The sequence below is a fragment of the Streptomyces cavernae genome (genome assembly GCF_004023625.1).
GTDB lineage: Bacteria > Actinomycetota > Actinomycetes > Streptomycetales > Streptomycetaceae > Streptomyces > Streptomyces cavernae.
The window spans coordinates 193,426-208,978 of sequence record NZ_RPDJ01000017.1 but is presented as its reverse complement, the minus strand read 5'-3'; the positions used below and the strand labels follow the sequence as shown (position 1 = coordinate 208,978).

Sequence of the window (15,553 nt, the reverse complement as noted above, 5' to 3'; positions counted from 1 at the left end):
CTCCCTTGGGTTCCTGCTTCATCGGCCCCTGCCACCCGAGGGTGGTCTGACAAGGTCTCCACAGGCTTGACGTCCCGCCAGTCCGGCGGTAGGTCCGCCAACTACGTTGTCGGGCAAGGCGCATTCAGCAGTGTCGCTGCGGGCCCTCCAAGCCGCTGGGCTCAGGATGCCCTGCACCTCCACCCTGAAGGATGGAGCCCTGGGCAAGTGTTCGGTAGCACACCGCGCCATCCCGTCCAGGCCCGCGCACGAGGGCCCCGCTGCCGTCAGGAGCGGGGCCCAGCCCGGCGTGCGTCGGCCGGGGACCGTGAAAGAATGCCGAGCTCACGCTGGGGGAGTACGTCGGCCGAGCCGGGCGAGGTGACTTCCGCAGCCGCGTCGGCATGACTCCCTCGCCACACGACACGGCCGGACGACCGGCCCGGGGCGGGGCAGCGTCGGAATGTCCGTGTCGCGACCTCAGCGCACCGCCGCCGTCAAGGCCTCGCGGTCCAGCCCCAGTTCACACGCGAGCGCGTCGTCCATCCACTGCTGGGCGCGCGCACGCGAGACGCCGCCCGAGTACGCCGTCATCTGGACCGCCAAGCCGTCGAGCAGGGCCGTGAGGCGCAGCGCGGTGCCCGCCGGATCGGCGCACCGGAACTCGCCCGCGGCCACGCCCTCCGCTATCACCTCGGTGATGGCGGCCTTCCACTGCCGGTCGAGGTCACGCGTGACCTCCCGCAGCGCCGGCTCGCGCAGGGCCGCCGCCCAGCCCTCGATCCACAGCCGCCACCCCTTGGCCTGCCCGGTCGGCGCGTACCAGCGCACGGCCGCGCGCAGCCGACGCAACGCCGTCGTCCGACGGCCCAGCAGCTTGCGCAGACGCGTCAGGTCACCCTCGGCGGCATAGGCGAACGCTGCGGCGACCAACTTCTCCTTCGTCGAGAAGTGGTAGAGCACCAGCGCGTTGCTCACCCCGAGTGCGGCCGCCACATCGGCGATCCGCACGGCCACCACACCCCGCTCCTCGATCTGTCCCACGGCGGCCCGCAGCAACTCCTCCCGCCGCTCCGCCACACTCAACCGCACCCTGGTCACCCGGCAACACTACACAGCGACCGCACAGTGCCCCGGGGTTCCCCGCGGTCAGCGATACCAGCCGAATCGTTCCGTGATCAGCGGCAGGCGTTCGGCGGCCAGGGCGTGGGCCGCGGTGCGTGGGGTCGTCCCGTCGGAGTCGGCGCGTGCCAGCATCCGGTCGACCAGGGTGCGCATCGAGCGGCGCGTGTACGCGAAGGCCTCCTCCGGGTCCGGCCCGACGTCTCCGAACAGGGTCCACCACCACCAGGCGTTCGTACCGGAGTTGACGACGACGTCCGGCAGTACGGTCACCCCGCGGGCGGCGAGCAGGGTCTCCGCCTCGGGAAGCACGGGCATGTTGGCGGCCTCCACGATCCAGCGGGCCGTGATCCGGGCCTGGTTCTCGGCGTCGATCGCGTACGAGACCGCCGCCGGGACCAGTACGTCCGCGTCCACGAACAGCCAGGCGTCACCCGGCAGTTCACGGTCGCCGTCGCCGAGCGCAGAGCGGTCCACGGTGCCGTGGGCGTCCCGAGCGGTGAGCAGGGCTTCGATGTTCAGCCCAGCGGGGTTCAGCATCGTCCCCTTGACATCCGCGACCGCGACCACGCGGAGGCCGGCGCGGGTCAGGAACCGGGCCGTGGCGCCGCCCATGGTGCCCAGCCCCTGCACCGCGACGCGCGTGCCCGCGTGCGGCACGCGGGCCCTGTCCAGGGCGGCGAGGACGGACTCGGCGACCCCGCAGCCGCCGACGAGTTCGTCGAGCCCGATGCCGTCCACGTCGACCGCGAACGCGTCCGCGAGCCGCCGGCGGGCCGCCGCCTCGTCGTCGAGGAGCGGGTAGACGGCCTGTATGGAGGAGACGAGCCCGGCTTCGGCCGCGGCGCGGTCGACCAGGTCCTGGCTGAGGCCCAGATCCTCGCCGGTGGTCCAGAAACTCTCGATGTACGGCCGCATGGCGCGCAGATAGCGCACCAGGACGCCGTACGCCTCCGGCTCCCGGGGGTCGCAGTCGATGCCGCCCTTGGCCCCGCCCAGCGGGACGTAGCGGCCGTCCGGGTTGTAGTGCAGGGCCTCCTTCATCGTCATCCCACGGGCGAGAGAGGCCACTTCGTCGAGAGTGCAGCCCGCCCGCATCCGCAGCCCTCCGCTGGAGACGCCGCGCACGAGCCGGTCGACCACGAGGAAGCCGCGGCGGCCGGTGACGTGGTCGGTCCAGGTCAGGTTTATCAGCGGGGCGGGGGAGAGGGCGGTCTTGGAGGTGGTCATGCGGCTCCTCGGCCGGAGGCGTGGGTGCTGGACGAATACTGAATGGTAGGTCAGTAGTTCGCGCGGCGCAGGCGATCTGCCGGGTGACGGCCCCGAACTTCGGCGCAGCCGGCCGGTAATGATCGGGCCTTCCCGGACGTTGAGCCTCACAGACATCGAACCGTCACGGCTCGACCCGGCACTGTCAGAGGGGGCGCACACAATGGAATGGCTGACCGCAAACACCTGGAGGTCCCCGTGAGCGGCTTCCGCTCTCCCCAGTCCGGGCTGCGCGCCCTGCAACCCGCCGGCTTCGGCGCGGATCCGGCGGGTGAGCGCCTGGAACGCATCCGCAGATCACCGAACTTCGCAGACGGCGTCTTCGTGAACCCCGAAGGCACCCGCACCCGCCCCTCCGGCGGCGTCGCGCTCGAGCTGGCGAAGAGCTTCTTCCGCAAGGAGGCGCGCGCCCGCCGCACCCCGTCCGGCACCATACCCGTGCATCCCACGACCCTCGCCGACCTCGCCAAGCCCCCGTCCACCGGGCTGCGCCTGACGTGGATGGGCCACTCCAGCGTGCTCACGGAGATCGACGGTCACCGTGTGCTGTTCGACCCGGTGTGGGGCCGGCGCTGCTCCCCGTTCGACTTCGTGGGTCCCCAGCGGCTGCACCCCGTACCGCTCCCGCTCGCCGCGCTCGGCCAGGTCGACGTCGTGGTGATCTCGCACGACCACTACGACCACCTCGACCTCCCCACGATCAAGGCACTGGCCGACACGGACACGGTGTTCGCGGTACCGCTCGGCGTCGGCGCCCACCTGGAGCACTGGGGAGTCCCCGCCGACCGGCTGCGCGAGCTGGACTGGGGCGAGTCGACCAAGGTCGGCGGCCTCACCCTGACCGCCACCCCCGCCCGTCATTTCTGCGGCCGGGGCCTGCGGAACACACAGCACACCCTGTGGGCCTCCTGGGTGGTGGCCGGTGGGGAACACCGCGTCTACCACAGCGGCGACACCGGATACTTCCCCGGCTTCAGGGACATCGGCGCGGAGTACGGCCCGTTCGACGCCACGATGATCCAGATCGGTGCCTACAGCGAGTTCTGGCCCGACATCCACATGACTCCCGAAGAGGGCCTCCGGGCACATGTGGACCTGCAGGGCGGGGACGCGGCCGTGGGGGGCGTACTGCTGCCGATCCACTGGGGCACCTTCAACCTCGCCCCGCATCCGTGGGCCGAGCCCGGCGAGTGGACGAAGGACGCCGCCGAAGCGGCCGGCCGAGCGGTCGCGTTCCCGCGCCCCGGCGAACCCTTCGAACCGGGCGGGGAACTTCCGGCGGAGCCCTGGTGGCGGGCGGTGTCCGCGCCGATCCCGCGCCCGTGGCGCCGGACCGTGGTCCCGGACGCCGCACCCCCCGCCGCCGGCGATCTCGACCTCGCCGCCGAACGGTGACATGCGCGCTCTCCCGTCCCCGGTCAGCGCCCCTGGGGCGGTCCGGTGCGGTGTGCCGGTGTCCGTCGGGAACGGACACCGGCACCTCCCCCCGCACGGTGGTTCGCTGAGCCGCGGAAGACGGTTCACCAGGCGCAGTCGGGCACTCCCGCGATCTTCTCGCCGCCACGTATGTAGATGTTGTTGACCCAGCCGACCTTCCCGTCGGACAACTCGACCAGCGTCCACCAGCGGTTGGAGTAGCCGCCGTCGTGGATGGTCTCGCCCTCCCGCTGGCAGTGGGCGGACGCCGTCGTACGCGAGACCGTGGCGACGACGGTCGGGCAGGATCCGCGGGAGGGATAGAAGACACAGTCCGCGTCCTGACCGTCATGGCGGACGTTCACGTTGGCCGCCCAGATGTAGACCGACGGGAGCGCCGCCGGGGCAGCGGTCGAGGCCGACGGAGTGGCGCTCGCGCCATCCGCCTGAGCGACCGTGGAAGCGATCGCTGCGGTACCGGGCCGAGCGGACGATGCCGAGGCCGCCGGGGCCACGGCCAGGACTCCGGCCGACACGGCGACAGCGGTCACGGCCTTGATCAGACGTCGTGTGTTCACGGCTCCTCGGTTTTCCGCGCCCGGTCTCTGCGCCGGGGGCACTCGTGGGACGGTTGCGCGGACAGACGGTCGCCCTCGCGGGCGGGACGGCGGGTGCCGCGCTGTCCACCCTGGTGACGGGTGGCGGCCGCCCGCCGTATGAGTGCCGGGACGAGAAATTCTTCTCCGGGCATCGCGACCTCCGGATCGGGCCACCGTCGCCTCGGGCCACGAGGGCTCAGGGGCGGGCCCGCCGCGGTCGCTGCCGGCGGTCGGTGATGTCGGCGAGATAGCCGCGCAGCATGATCTTGGCCTCGTCGAGAAGGGCGCTGTCGCCGTCGGCGTCGCGACGGAAGGCCTCCTGGGCGAGCGCGTCCGCGGCGAGGACCGCGGCGTGGCAGGCCCGGCCGAGCCCCTCGTCGTCGTGACCGAAGCCGAGCGCGAGCAGCACGCGGCGCACTCCGTCGGCCATGCGGCGCTTGTGCTCGCGGTCCGCGGCGCGGGTCCGTTCGGTCAGGCCGCTGCCGAACCACAGGGCGCGAAAGCCGTGTTCGGTGCGGTAGATCCCCGCGTAGGCGTCGATGAGGAGGCCGACGGGATCCTCCCAGCGCTGTGTCGCCGCGTCCCGGGCCAAGTCGTCCATGACTGCCTCGAGCCGGGCGAAGTAGCCGGCGGCGAGGGCGTCGATGATCGCGCCGCGGTCGGGAAGGTACTGGTACAGCGAGCCCACCGACACCCGCGCCTCGGCCGCGACCCGCGTGGTGGTCAGTGCCTCGACCCCCTCGGCGATCAGGACGCGCTCCGCCGCCTGAAGGACGCGGGCCAACCTGGCTCTGCTGCGCGCCTGCTGGGGCGTTCGGCGCAGGGGAGCGCTTTCCGCTCCGGCTGGCCGGGACCCGCCCTCCGCTCCGGCGGGCTGCGGCCCGGTGTCCGCTCCGGCGGGCTGTGGCCCGCCTTCGGCTCCGGTGGGTTGTGGCACGGTGTCCGCTCTGCCGGGCTGCGGCCCGCCCTCCGCTCCGGCGAGCCGGGACCCGTTGTCCCTCTCGCCGGTCGGGCGAGCGTCTTCCGTCCCGCCGCTGTCCGCGGTCGGCTCGCCCAAGTAACAACTCCCAAACGTGAACGTGACTTTGTTTCACGTTTAGGTTACCGTCGCGTACATGACCGACTCAAGCTCCGTGCTGGGTCAGGATCGGGCCGCCGTGGCGGACGCCTGTCGCCGGCTGGGGGCCGCGGGCCTGCTCATCGGCACGGCCGGAAACGTCAGCGTGCGCGTGGGGGAGCGGGTTGCGATCACCGCGACCGGCGCGGTCCTCGCCGAACTGACCGCGGACCAGGTGACGGTGGTCGACCTCGACGGCGACATGGTGGCCGGGACCCTGCGGCCGACCTCGGAACTGGAGCTGCATCTCGGCGTCTACCAGCGCTACGACGCCGGCGCGGTCGTCCACACCCATGCGCCCATGGCCACCGCACTCTCCTGCGTCCTCGACGAACTGCCGTGTATCCATTACCAGTTGCTCGCCCTGGGTGGCACCGTGCGAGTGGCGCCGTACGCCACCTTCGGCACTCCGGCGCTCGCCGAGTCCGTACTGAACGCGCTCGAGGGCCGCAGCGCCGCACTGATGGCGAACCACGGTGCGCTCACCCACGCGCCGACCCTCGACAAGGCGGTCGAGCACGCCCTGCTGCTCGAGTGGGCGTGCGGTGTCTACCAGCGCGCGGCCGCCCTCGGTGAGCCCCGTGTCCTGGACGAACAACAGCAGCTCGCGGTGATCGAGGCCGCGATCGCGCGCAACTACGGCACCACCCAACCCGTGCCACCCGTGCAGGAGGAGAGCCGATGAAGGTCGTCACGATGGGCGTGCACGTGCTGGACGTGCTGGTGCGGCCGGTGGAGGCCATACCCGAGGGCCAGGGCGCGACGCTGGTGGAGGACATCAGGATGACCGCCGCCGGAACGGCCGGCGGGACCGCGCTCACCCTGGCCAAGCTGGGTGCCGAGGTGCGCAGCGCCGGGGCGATCGGTACCGACCCCACCGGCGACATGCTGGTCCAACTGCTGGGCAAGGCCGGCATCGACACCGGGTTCCTCGTCCGCCGCGCCGACACCCCCACCTCCGCGAGCGTGCTGCCCATCCGGCCCAACGGCGACCGGCCCTCACTGCACCTGCTCGGCGCCAACATCACCTACGGGCTCGACGACGTGCCCTGGGACGCCATCGCGGAAGCCACGCACCTCCACCTCGGCGGCCCGGAACTGATCGGAGTCGACGTCGCCGCGCGCATCCTGTCGTACGCCAAGGAACACGGCGTGGTCACCTCCGTGGACCTGCTCGCGCCCGGGGTGCTCGGCAGTTTCGAGCAGATCGCGGCCGCGCTGCCGTACGTCGACCACCTGCTGCCCAACGACGATCAGGTCCTCGGCTTCACCGGTGAGGACGACCTGGTGGCGGGCGCGAAGAAGCTGCTCGGTGCCGGGGCCGGTGTCGTGGCGGTCACATGCGGTGGTGACGGCGCGGTCGTGGTGACCGCGGAAGGCACCGAACCCGTGCCCGCCTTCGCGATCGACGTGGTGGACACCACAGGATGCGGCGACGCGTTCTCGGCCGGATTCCTGCGCGGCGTGGGGCTGGGCCGCAGTCCGCGCGAGGCCGCGGTACTCGGCTGTGCCGCGGCGGCACTGGTGGCGCAAGGCCTCGGCAGCGACCACGGCGACTTCGACCTCGAGGCCGCCGACGAGTTCGCCGCGACGCACAAGTCCCGCGCGTGAGCTGTGGCGGGAGGGGATGACACCCACGTCGGCGGTCCGACCCGCACCTCGACAGCCCCTCCGGACGGCACCTCGACAGCCCCCTCCGGACAGCACACCCAGATCACCTCTGCGCGGCCCCCGTCGATCCGGTGAACGGAACGGCGGGGGTCTTTGTATGACCACGGCTTGACCACCGCTTGTGTCCGAGCGTGTGCGGTACGGGACCGGTCCGGCGATCCGCTACCGGAGATGGCGGCAGCCCGACCTCCAGGTTTCCGTATCGTCACCAGTTCCGCTCCTTCTAGTGACAGGTCCCCTATAGGATCTGCACACGATCTGATCAGATGCAGTGATCGTTTGATCATTTCAACCTCATGACCATCTGTTTCCTCCCGAGGAGCTTCCGTGGCGTCTGCACGTCGTCGCCCTCCCCGACGTCGGGTATGGCCCAAGATCAAATTGTTGCTCGTCATCGGAGCGGTCGGCGCCGGCGGGACGGCGCTCTATCCGGTGTGGCGTGCGGCGAACCCGGACCCGGCGGAGCTCACGATCCGCTACCGGACGCAGACTTCCGCCAAGGCCACGGTGGCGAAGCCGGCGCTGGAGATCTTCAACGAGACGAAGAAGGCGCTGCCGCTCAGCGATGTGTCGCTGCGCTACTACTTCACCGCGGACGGTGCCGGCTCGTACGCCTTCAACTGTGTGCAGGCCGAGATCGGCTGCTCGAACATCGCCGGCACCGTCGTCGCCATGGACGACGCCACCGACACCGCGGACCACTATCTCGAGATCCGGTTCACCGACGACGCCGGCACCCTGAAGCCCAGCGCCAACAGCCGTGGTATCGATCTGCAGCTCTTCCGGACCGACCACAAGGAGATGAAGCAGTCCAACGACCGCTCCTTCGACGGCGAGATGACGAGCTTCAAACAGTCGAAGAAGGTGACCGCGTACAAGCGGGGACTGCTCGCCTGGGGCGAGGAACCGGATGGCACCACCAAGGACAGTGAGAAGAAGGCCCCGAAGGCCTCCACCGCGCCCACCGAGGTGCCGACCGCTCCGGCGGGAGTCGTCTTCGACAACTTCAACTACGTGGGTGCCAAGGACCCGGCCCTGTTCAAGCATGGCTGGCTGGTCCGCAGCAGCAAGGGCGGCCCGGGGATCGAGGACACCTGGACTCCCGACGGCGTGAGCTTCCCCGCCGAGGAGGACGCCGAGGGCGACGGCCAGGTGCTCCAGCTGCGCGCCAGCACGGACGGCACCGAGGCCGGTACGAAACAGGCCAGTCTGGGCAGTTCCTCGGACAAGTTCCGCGAAGGCACCTACGCCGCCCGGGTCCTGTTCAGCGACAAGCCGACGACGGGTGAGAAGGGCGACCACGTCAACCAGACCTTCTACACGATCGGCGGCAAGGGCAAGACCTACAGCGAGCTCGACAACGAGTACATGCCCAACGGCGGTTGGGGACGGCTCGGACCCAAGCTCGACACCGTCACCTGGTACGACCACGAGACCAACGACCGTGTCTACAACACGACGAACAAGAGTCTCGCCGGCTGGCACACCGTGATGATCACCGTCGAGGACGATGTCGTCACCTACTGGCTGGACGGAAAGAAACTGTTCAGCAGCAACGGCAAGTACGCTCCCCGAGCGGGAATGTCGATCAACTTCAATCACTGGTTCATAGACCTGCCCTTCAAGGGTGACCGAACCTGGGACATGAAAGTTGACTGGCTGTACTACAACGAGAACAAAGCCTTGTCGGAAAACGCAGTCGACACCGCAGTCAAGGGCTTCACCGACAACGGCATGAACTACTTCGACACGGTTCAGGAGTAAGGGTGAGCAAGAGGGGGACCCGCGCCCGCAGCCGCGCTGCTGCGGCGGAGCGCGAGAAAGCAGTGGTGAGCCGGCGTTCCGCGCTGTTCCTTGGCGGGGCCGGCGGCCTCGCCATGGCGGCCGGTGGCGCCTGGGCGGGCAATCTGGCCACAAAGGCCCAGGCCGCCCCCGCCGCCGCAGGGGGAATCGGAGGGCTCGCCACGCCTCCGCTGTACGCGCCGTCCGGGCGGCGCCCCAAGCAGCGCCGAGCCACCTGGAGCCAGCAGTTCCAGGCGGGGCACGGCTGGACCGCCGGAGGCGCCGGCACCGCCTCGTCCGAGGCGAACGACAAGACCGTCTTCGTCCGCGGTACGCAGGCGGTCCGGGTGACCACGAACGGTACGGGCAAGCAGTCGTACATACGCAAGACCGGTATGACGGCGATGAACCTGACCGGCAAGATGCTCAGGCTGATCTTCCGGGTCGATGACGTGGCCAACCTGTCGAAGCTGGTCTTCTACCTGGGCAGCGGTTCCCTCGCGAACAACTTCTCCTGGACGTTCCACGCCCACTCCGCGACGGCGGCCAACTACGTCCAGTCGGGAGAATGGGTGACGGTCCACCTGCAGTGGGCCGACGTCACCAGCGCCGCCGGCACGTACTCGATCTCGGCCGCCGGCAACCCCTCCACCAAGACCGGCTTCACCGACATGTCGTTCGCCGTGTACGACAACGCGGGCGGCGCGGTGACCTACCGGCTGCAGGCGGTCGAGGCGATACCCGACACCTCCTCCGTCTTCCCCAAGGGCGTCGTCTCGATCACCTTCGACGACTCCCACAAGTCCATCCACGACATCGGCCGGCCGGTGATGGACGCCTTCGGCTTCCCCGGTACGGTCTACAACATCGCCGACGCGATCGGGACCGGGAACTTCCTGACGATCGACCAGATGCGTTCGATGCAGGACTTCTCCGGCTGGGAGATGGCGGGGCACTCCTACGCGAACGCCACCCACACGGCCAGCTATCCCAAACTCACCGCGGAGCAGGCGGACACCGACTTCCGCAAGCTGCGCGAGTGGCTGGTGTCCAACGGCTTCAAGAGTGAGCACTTCGCCTATCCGCACGGTGCGTTCCAGAAGACCACCGACGGTGTCCCGGTGGACCTGATCGCGAGCCGCCACTTCACCACGGCCAGGTCGATCATCTCCGAGACGATCGAGTCCTTCGCCCCGGCGATGCCCTACCGCCTGAAGGCGCTGACCGGCATCAACGACGGTACGGGAATCGGCGGTACGGCGCTGTCGAAGGTGACGGGCGCGGGCGGCAGACTCGACCGCTGCGCCAACAGCGGTGACTGGCTCATCCTCTGTCTGCACAAGGTCGTCGACGGGACTCCCGCGACCAGCACGGAGATCGGCAAGGCCGGCCTGTCAACGCTGATGCAGGCGATCAAGGACCGGGACATGCCCGTCGTGACGGTCGAGGAAGCCATGGCCTACTACACCTGACAGGGCACGGCGGCCCGTACCCGTGTGCGGGCCGCAAGAATTCGTGAAGAGGCCGTCTGGAGAAGCCGGGAAGCCGGTGCAGACGGAGACCCGAACACGAAGGGGGCGGGCCGCACGGACATGATCCGTGCGGCCCGCCCCCTTCCGTCGTACCTGCGGCCGTCAATCCTGGCGGCCGTCGGGGCGGTCGCCGGCGGTCACTGCCGCCAGCCGCCTTGCCCGTTGCCCGGATGCAGGTGGGGATCCACGTACTCGGCCTGACGGGTGTCGACGCCCGTCTGGTACGGGTCGTGCTGGCCGGCCTGCCATTGCTGCTGCCCGGGTCCCTGCCAGCCGGGGTGCTGCCCTTGGCCCGGGTGCTGGCCCTGGCCGGGGTGCTGTCCCTGGCCCGGGTACTGCCCCTGGCCCTGGCCCTGGCCCTGGCCGGGGTGCTGGCCCTGGCCGGGGTGCTGGCCCTGGCCCGGGTACTGCCCCTGGCCCTGGCCAGGGTACTGGCCCTGGCCGGGATGCTGCCCCTGCCCCGGGTACTGTCCCTGGCCCGGGTACTGCCCCTGGCCCTGGCCGGGGTGCTGGCCCTGGCCCGGGTACTGCCCCTGGCCGGGGTACTGGCCCTGGCCGGGATGCTGCCCCTGCCCCGGGTACTGTCCCTGGCCCGCCGGGTACTGACCCTGCCCGGGGTATTGGCCCTGACCGGGCCCGGGGCCGGGCCCCTGCCCATGGCCGGGGCGAGGCGCTCCGCCCTGCTGCCACTGCCCGTTGGGGGGCTGTCCGGCGGCCGCCTGGGCCGGGGCTCCCCAAGTCACCGGCTGCTGAGGAGCCGTACGGCCGTACTCCCGCACATGGCCGACGGTCGCCATGCCGGGCGGGAGCGGCTGTTCGTTGATGACGGCCGACCGCGGAGGCGTCGTCCGCCGCAGCGCCAGGCCCTCGAGACGCATGAGCTGGAGCGTCTCGCCGACCTTCGGGTCGGAGTACGGGTCCTCTTCCTCCCAGACCGCGGATACTTCGTCCTCGTGCCCGGCGACGGACACCTCGACACCGCCCTGACGGGTGCCCCAACTGCCCTTGCTCAGGGTGACCAGGGCGTAGAAGCGGAGCGGCGTGAGCAGGGTCAGCTGGATCACGCCGTAGAGCGGGGCGAGCAGGAACATGCCGAAGCGCTTGATGAAGCCCATGCCCCGGCGGGGGAAGTCGAGGTACCGCACATTGCGGAGGTACCCCATGAGCACCATGAAGACGAGGTAGTCCCCGATGTGGTTGAGGAACCGGTCGGGGTGCATGATCGGCAGGATGACCATCGAGTAGAACATCGCCGAGCCGAAGACCAGCCACAGCGCCAGTTCCATGCAGGTCAGCCAGAAGGCCGGCCGCAGCTTCTTCTGGTTGCGGAAGGCCCACAGGGACTCGCGGAAGAACGACTTGTTCCAGCGGACCTGCTGGCGCAGGAAGTGCGGCAGCTTCTCCGGCACGGCCGTGTAGCCGACGGCGGTCTCCTGGAAGACGACCTGGCCCTCCATGAGGCAGTAGTTCGTCATCCGGCGGTCGTCGCCGAAGACGGCCGGCTTGCCCAGGAACTGCTGGTTGAGGAAGTCCGGGAGGTACTTGCGGACCAGCGATCCCCGGTAGGCGGAGAGCGCGCCGCAACAGCACAGCACCGACTTCAGACGCGAGTACGCGGCCCGCTCGAACAGGAACGAGTTCCCGTACCGCAGGTCCTGCAGACGCGTGAAGATGTTGCTGTCGTGGTTGAGCGCCAGCACCATGCCGGTGGAGGCCATGACGCGCTCGTCGGCCAGTGGCAGCAGCAGCTCACGGACCGTGTCCCGGGACAGGATCGTGTCGGAGTCGACACAGAGGAAGATGTCGGAGTACGGCGCCGCCTCGAAGCCCAGCGCGAGCGCCTCGCGCTTGCCCTTGTTCTCGGGCTGCACACTGACCGTGTACTTCACGCCCTTGGCCTCGAACTCGCGGCGCATCTTCTTCGCCGCCCGGATGCCCCCTGAGTCGGCGCTGGCGTCGTCGATGATGTGGATCTCGTTCGGCAGCCGGCTCTGCGCGAGGAGGCTGCGCAGGCCCTGCTCGAACATCACCGGGTCCTCGTTGTAGATCGGGATGACCGCGGTGACCCAGGACTGCTCGAGGTACTCCAGCTCCTCCCGCCCCGCCTTGGCCGGACGGTAGAAGAGGGCGCCGAACATCTTCAGGGTCAGCAGACCCATGGCACCGAAGGAGTACAGATGCAGGGAGCCCGCATCGAGCCGGGTGGCGATCAGTGCCGCGAGGGCCAGGAAGACGAAGTACGAGACCTTCAGCTGCCTGCGCCTGCGGTGCCCGCTGCGTCCGCCGTCGACGGCGCCGGGTATGTACTCATCCTCGGAACTCACAGCTTGACCACCCGCGGATGGTCGGCCGATTTTCCTCGGGTGTCGAACAGCAGCTGGGTCCGGTCGGCCAGCTGGGCCAGGTCGATCTCCCGGTGCGGCTGGAGCAGGATGGTCAGGTCCGCGGACTCGGCCGCCGCCAGGTAGTCGTCCACCCGCTCGACGGGCACTCCGCCGACCGTCCAGTTCTCGACCCGCGGGTCGAAGTAGACGAGTTCGGCGCCGCGTGCGCGAAGGTTCTCGGCCACCGTGAGGGCCGGGCTCTCCCGCTGGTCGGAGATGTCGGGCTTGTACGTCACGCCGAGCAGCAGGATCCGGGAGCCCCGGATCGCCTTGCTGTGGTCGTTCAGCAGGTCGGCGGCCCGGTTGACCACGTGCACGGGCATGCGCTGGTTGATCTCCTGCGCCAGCTCCACGAAGCGGAACGGAATGCCGAGCGAGCGGACCTTGTACGACAGGTAGTTGGGGTCGATGGGTATGCAGTGGCCGCCGACGCCCGGGCCGGGGTAGAACGGGGCGAAACCGAACGGCTTGGTGGAGGCGCAGCGGATCGCGTCCCACAGGTCGACACCGATCTCGCGGCAGAACATCGACATCTCGTTGACGAGGGCGATGTTCACATGCCGGTAGGTGTTCTCCAGGAGCTTGGCCATCTCGGCCTCGCGGGTGCCCTTCGCCTCGACGACGCGCCCCACGAAGCGCTCGTAGAGGGCGCGCGCGGCCTTGGTGCAGTCCGCCGTGACGCCGCCGACCACCTTGGGTGTGTTCTCCAGGCCGAACTCGGGGTTGCCCGGGTCGATGCGCTCGGGGGAGAAGGCGAGGTGGAAGTCCTCGCCGACCTTGAGGCCGCCGGCCTCCAGCCGGGGCCGGACGACTTCTTCGGTGGTGCCCGGGTACGTGGTCGACTCGAGGACGACGAGCGTTCCGGGAGTGAGGTGGGTGGCGATGTCCTCGACCGCGGAGTGCACCGCCCCGAGGTCGGGGGCGCCGTGCTCGGTCAGGGGCGTGGGTACACAGATGACGACCGCGGCGGCGCTGGAGATGACGTCGGCCCGGTCGACCGCCTTGAAGCCCTGCTCGAGCATCGTGCGGACCTCGGCGTCGGTGATGTCGTCCACGTGCGAGCGGCCGGCGTTCAGGCCGTCGACGACCCGACGGCTGCGGTCGAGACCGGCCACCTTGAGCCCGGCGGCAGCAGCGGAACGGGCCAAGGGCAGCCCCACGTAGCCGAGCCCGACAACGACAAGATCCACCGTGGTGGCTCTGTTCACGAGACCTTCCCCACCCCAGTCCGGACCCCGGCCCGACAGCCTCGGCCGCCTGCGGGTCCGAACTTGAGTTCTCAAAAACTGGACAAGAGTGAGGATGCTAACAAGAACTTCACAGGAGTGATACCAGTTCCGGGAAGTGCCTCTCGTCACCCACAAGGCGTACAACCATTGGTGGGCCTTCTGTGTCTCAATCAATCCCCCCTTCCCCGCGCCTCGGTGCTCTACGCATCGACTGCGAAACCGAAGGTGACGTCATCCGAAGAACGACGGAGAACCGGAGCGAAATGAGCCACGCTCACTCCCCTGTCGGCGGGCGCCGGGCCCGCAGGCAGCAGCGTCGGAAGGCCCCTTCCCGTGGGCGGCGGATGCGCCGGGGCATCCTGTTGGGGCTGGTGGCGGCGGTGCTGGCCGGTGGTGGGACGGCCTGGTGGCTGTACGAGGGCCTCGACTCCAACCTGGAGGACCGCGCGGTCGACCTGGACCGGGCGCTGGGCGACGAGAAGAACCGGCCAAAGCGGGAGGAGGCGGCCGGGGACGCCATGAACCTGCTCGTCCTCGGCTCGGACACCCGGGCCGGCGACAACGCGGCCCTCGACGGGGCCGCGGTGAGCGGCGCGCGTTCCGACACCACGTTGCTGGTGCACATAACCGGGGGGCGGACCGAGGCGGTCGCGGTGAGCATCCCGCGCGACACGCTCGTCACCCGCCCCGAGTGCACGCGGGACGACGGGACGGTGGCCCCCGGCCGGGAACGGACGATGTTCAACTCGGTCTACGCCGAGTTCGGGCCGGCCTGTACGGCGAAGACCGTCGAGCAGATGAGCGATGTCCGGGTCGACCATCTGATCGAGGTGGACTTCGCCGGTTTCAAGGACATCGTCGACGCGATCGGCGGAGTGACGGTCACCGTCGACGAGCCCGTCCGGGACTCGTCGGCCGGACTCGATCTCCAGGCGGGCCCCAACCGGCTGAACGGCACCGAGTCGCTCGCCTTCGTCCGGGCCCGCAAGGGCATCGGCGACGGAAGCGACCTCGGCCGCATCGGCCGCCAGCAGCAGTTCCTGGTCGCCCTGCTCTCCGAGATCAAGAAGCAGGACCTGCTCGGCAGCCCCACGAAGACCTACCGGATCGCCGACGAGCTCACCGAGGCGCTCACCACCGACTCCACTCTCGCCTCGCTCACGGCTCTGGCCGAGTTCGGGCAGAGCATGCAAGGCATCGACCCGTCGAGCATGGACACGATCATGCTCCCGGTCGAGTACGACAAGACCGACCCGAACCGGGTCGTGGCCGCCGAGCCGCAGGCGGCCGACTTGTGGGAGGCGATCCGCACCGACTCCGAGATCCCGGAATCGGTGCGCAAGCCCCCGGCGACCGGCTGATCCGGGGACGGGCTGATCCGGCGACCGGCCGACCAGGCCCGGCGGCACGCAGCCGGGGCGGACCGGTGGGTCCGCCCCGGTGGGTGGCTGAG

Annotated in this window: 12 protein-coding genes; 6 read left to right on the top strand and 6 right to left on the bottom strand. The window is 69.9% G+C overall.

Annotated elements, in window-relative coordinates; translation table 11 throughout:
* Positions 1 to 459: 459 nt before the first annotated feature.
* Both EF387_RS28250 and EF387_RS28245 read right to left on the bottom strand, forming a co-directional pair.
* Positions 460 to 1,080 (bottom strand): TetR/AcrR family transcriptional regulator, encoded by a 621-nt coding sequence (locus tag EF387_RS28250; protein WP_238431751.1) that lies wholly within the window; start codon positions 1,078 to 1,080, stop codon positions 460 to 462.
* A 48-nt stretch (positions 1,081 to 1,128) separates the two neighbouring features.
* Positions 1,129 to 2,331, bottom strand: coding sequence for a glutamate dehydrogenase (locus tag EF387_RS28245; RefSeq protein WP_128379425.1), 1,203 nt, complete (start codon positions 2,329 to 2,331; stop codon positions 1,129 to 1,131).
* A gap of 237 nt (positions 2,332 to 2,568) precedes the next feature.
* On the opposite strand from EF387_RS28245, the gene EF387_RS28240 reads away from it, so the two are divergent.
* Positions 2,569 to 3,765, top strand: a complete 1,197-nt coding sequence (locus EF387_RS28240; protein WP_128379493.1) for an MBL fold metallo-hydrolase — start codon at positions 2,569 to 2,571, stop codon at positions 3,763 to 3,765.
* Positions 3,766 to 3,890: 125 nt separating this feature from the next.
* Here EF387_RS28240 and EF387_RS28235 read toward each other — a convergent pair whose 3' ends face one another.
* Positions 3,891 to 4,364: a peptidase M23 gene (locus tag EF387_RS28235; RefSeq protein WP_128379424.1), complete on the bottom strand. Its 474-nt coding sequence runs from the start codon at positions 4,362 to 4,364 to the stop codon at positions 3,891 to 3,893.
* 217 nt (positions 4,365 to 4,581) lie between these two features.
* Positions 4,582 to 5,169 carry a TetR/AcrR family transcriptional regulator gene (locus EF387_RS28230; RefSeq protein WP_238431750.1) on the bottom strand — a complete coding sequence of 196 codons (588 nt, stop codon included), beginning with the start codon at positions 5,167 to 5,169 and terminating at the stop codon, positions 4,582 to 4,584.
* 331 nt (positions 5,170 to 5,500) lie between these two features.
* Between EF387_RS28230 and EF387_RS28225 the strand changes: the two genes are divergently transcribed.
* The 4 genes from EF387_RS28225 (at position 5,501) to EF387_RS28210 (ending at position 10,427) form a co-directional block, all read left to right on the top strand.
* On the top strand, positions 5,501 to 6,187 hold the full coding sequence (locus tag EF387_RS28225; RefSeq protein ID WP_128379423.1) for a class II aldolase/adducin family protein: 687 nt from the start codon (positions 5,501 to 5,503) through the stop codon (positions 6,185 to 6,187).
* Positions 6,184 to 7,113, top strand: a complete 930-nt coding sequence (locus tag EF387_RS28220; protein ID WP_128379422.1) for a carbohydrate kinase family protein — start codon at positions 6,184 to 6,186, stop codon at positions 7,111 to 7,113. The genes EF387_RS28225 and EF387_RS28220 overlap by 4 nt, the downstream gene beginning before the upstream one ends.
* 444 nt (positions 7,114 to 7,557) lie before the next feature.
* Positions 7,558 to 8,937: a cellulose binding domain-containing protein gene (locus EF387_RS28215; protein ID WP_238431749.1), complete on the top strand. Its 1,380-nt coding sequence runs from the start codon at positions 7,558 to 7,560 to the stop codon at positions 8,935 to 8,937.
* A gap of 2 nt (positions 8,938 to 8,939) precedes the next feature.
* Positions 8,940 to 10,427, top strand: coding sequence for a polysaccharide deacetylase family protein (locus EF387_RS28210; RefSeq protein ID WP_238431748.1), 1,488 nt, complete (start codon positions 8,940 to 8,942; stop codon positions 10,425 to 10,427).
* A gap of 197 nt (positions 10,428 to 10,624) precedes the next feature.
* Here the strand turns inward: EF387_RS28210 and EF387_RS28205 are convergent, their stop codons facing one another.
* Both EF387_RS28205 and EF387_RS28200 read right to left on the bottom strand, forming a co-directional pair.
* The gene (locus EF387_RS28205; protein WP_238431747.1) at positions 10,625 to 12,811 is read right to left on the bottom strand and encodes a glycosyltransferase; all 2,187 of its coding nucleotides are present in this window, start codon (positions 12,809 to 12,811) and stop codon (positions 10,625 to 10,627) included.
* Positions 12,808 to 14,079 carry a nucleotide sugar dehydrogenase gene (locus EF387_RS28200; protein ID WP_128379420.1) on the bottom strand — a complete coding sequence of 424 codons (1,272 nt, stop codon included), beginning with the start codon at positions 14,077 to 14,079 and terminating at the stop codon, positions 12,808 to 12,810. Before EF387_RS28200 ends, EF387_RS28205 begins: the two co-directional genes overlap by 4 nt.
* A gap of 284 nt (positions 14,080 to 14,363) precedes the next feature.
* On the opposite strand from EF387_RS28200, the gene EF387_RS28195 reads away from it, so the two are divergent.
* Positions 14,364 to 15,461, top strand: a complete 1,098-nt coding sequence (locus tag EF387_RS28195) for an LCP family protein (protein ID WP_128379419.1) — start codon at positions 14,364 to 14,366, stop codon at positions 15,459 to 15,461.
* Positions 15,462 to 15,553: the final 92 nt, after the last annotated feature.

Bases quoted from the DNA above. Each gene is read 5' to 3' on its own strand.
- EF387_RS28195 (WP_128379419.1), top strand. From the start codon at position 14,364: ATGAGCCACGCTCACTCCCCTGTCGGCGGGCGCCGGGCCCGCAGGCAG.
- EF387_RS28225 (WP_128379423.1), top strand. From the start codon at position 5,501: ATGACCGACTCAAGCTCCGTGCTGGGTCAGGATCGGGCCGCCGTGGCG.
- EF387_RS28245 (WP_128379425.1), bottom strand. From the start codon at position 2,331: ATGACCACCTCCAAGACCGCCCTCTCCCCCGCCCCGCTGATAAACCTG.
- EF387_RS28220 (WP_128379422.1), top strand. From the start codon at position 6,184: ATGAAGGTCGTCACGATGGGCGTGCACGTGCTGGACGTGCTGGTGCGG.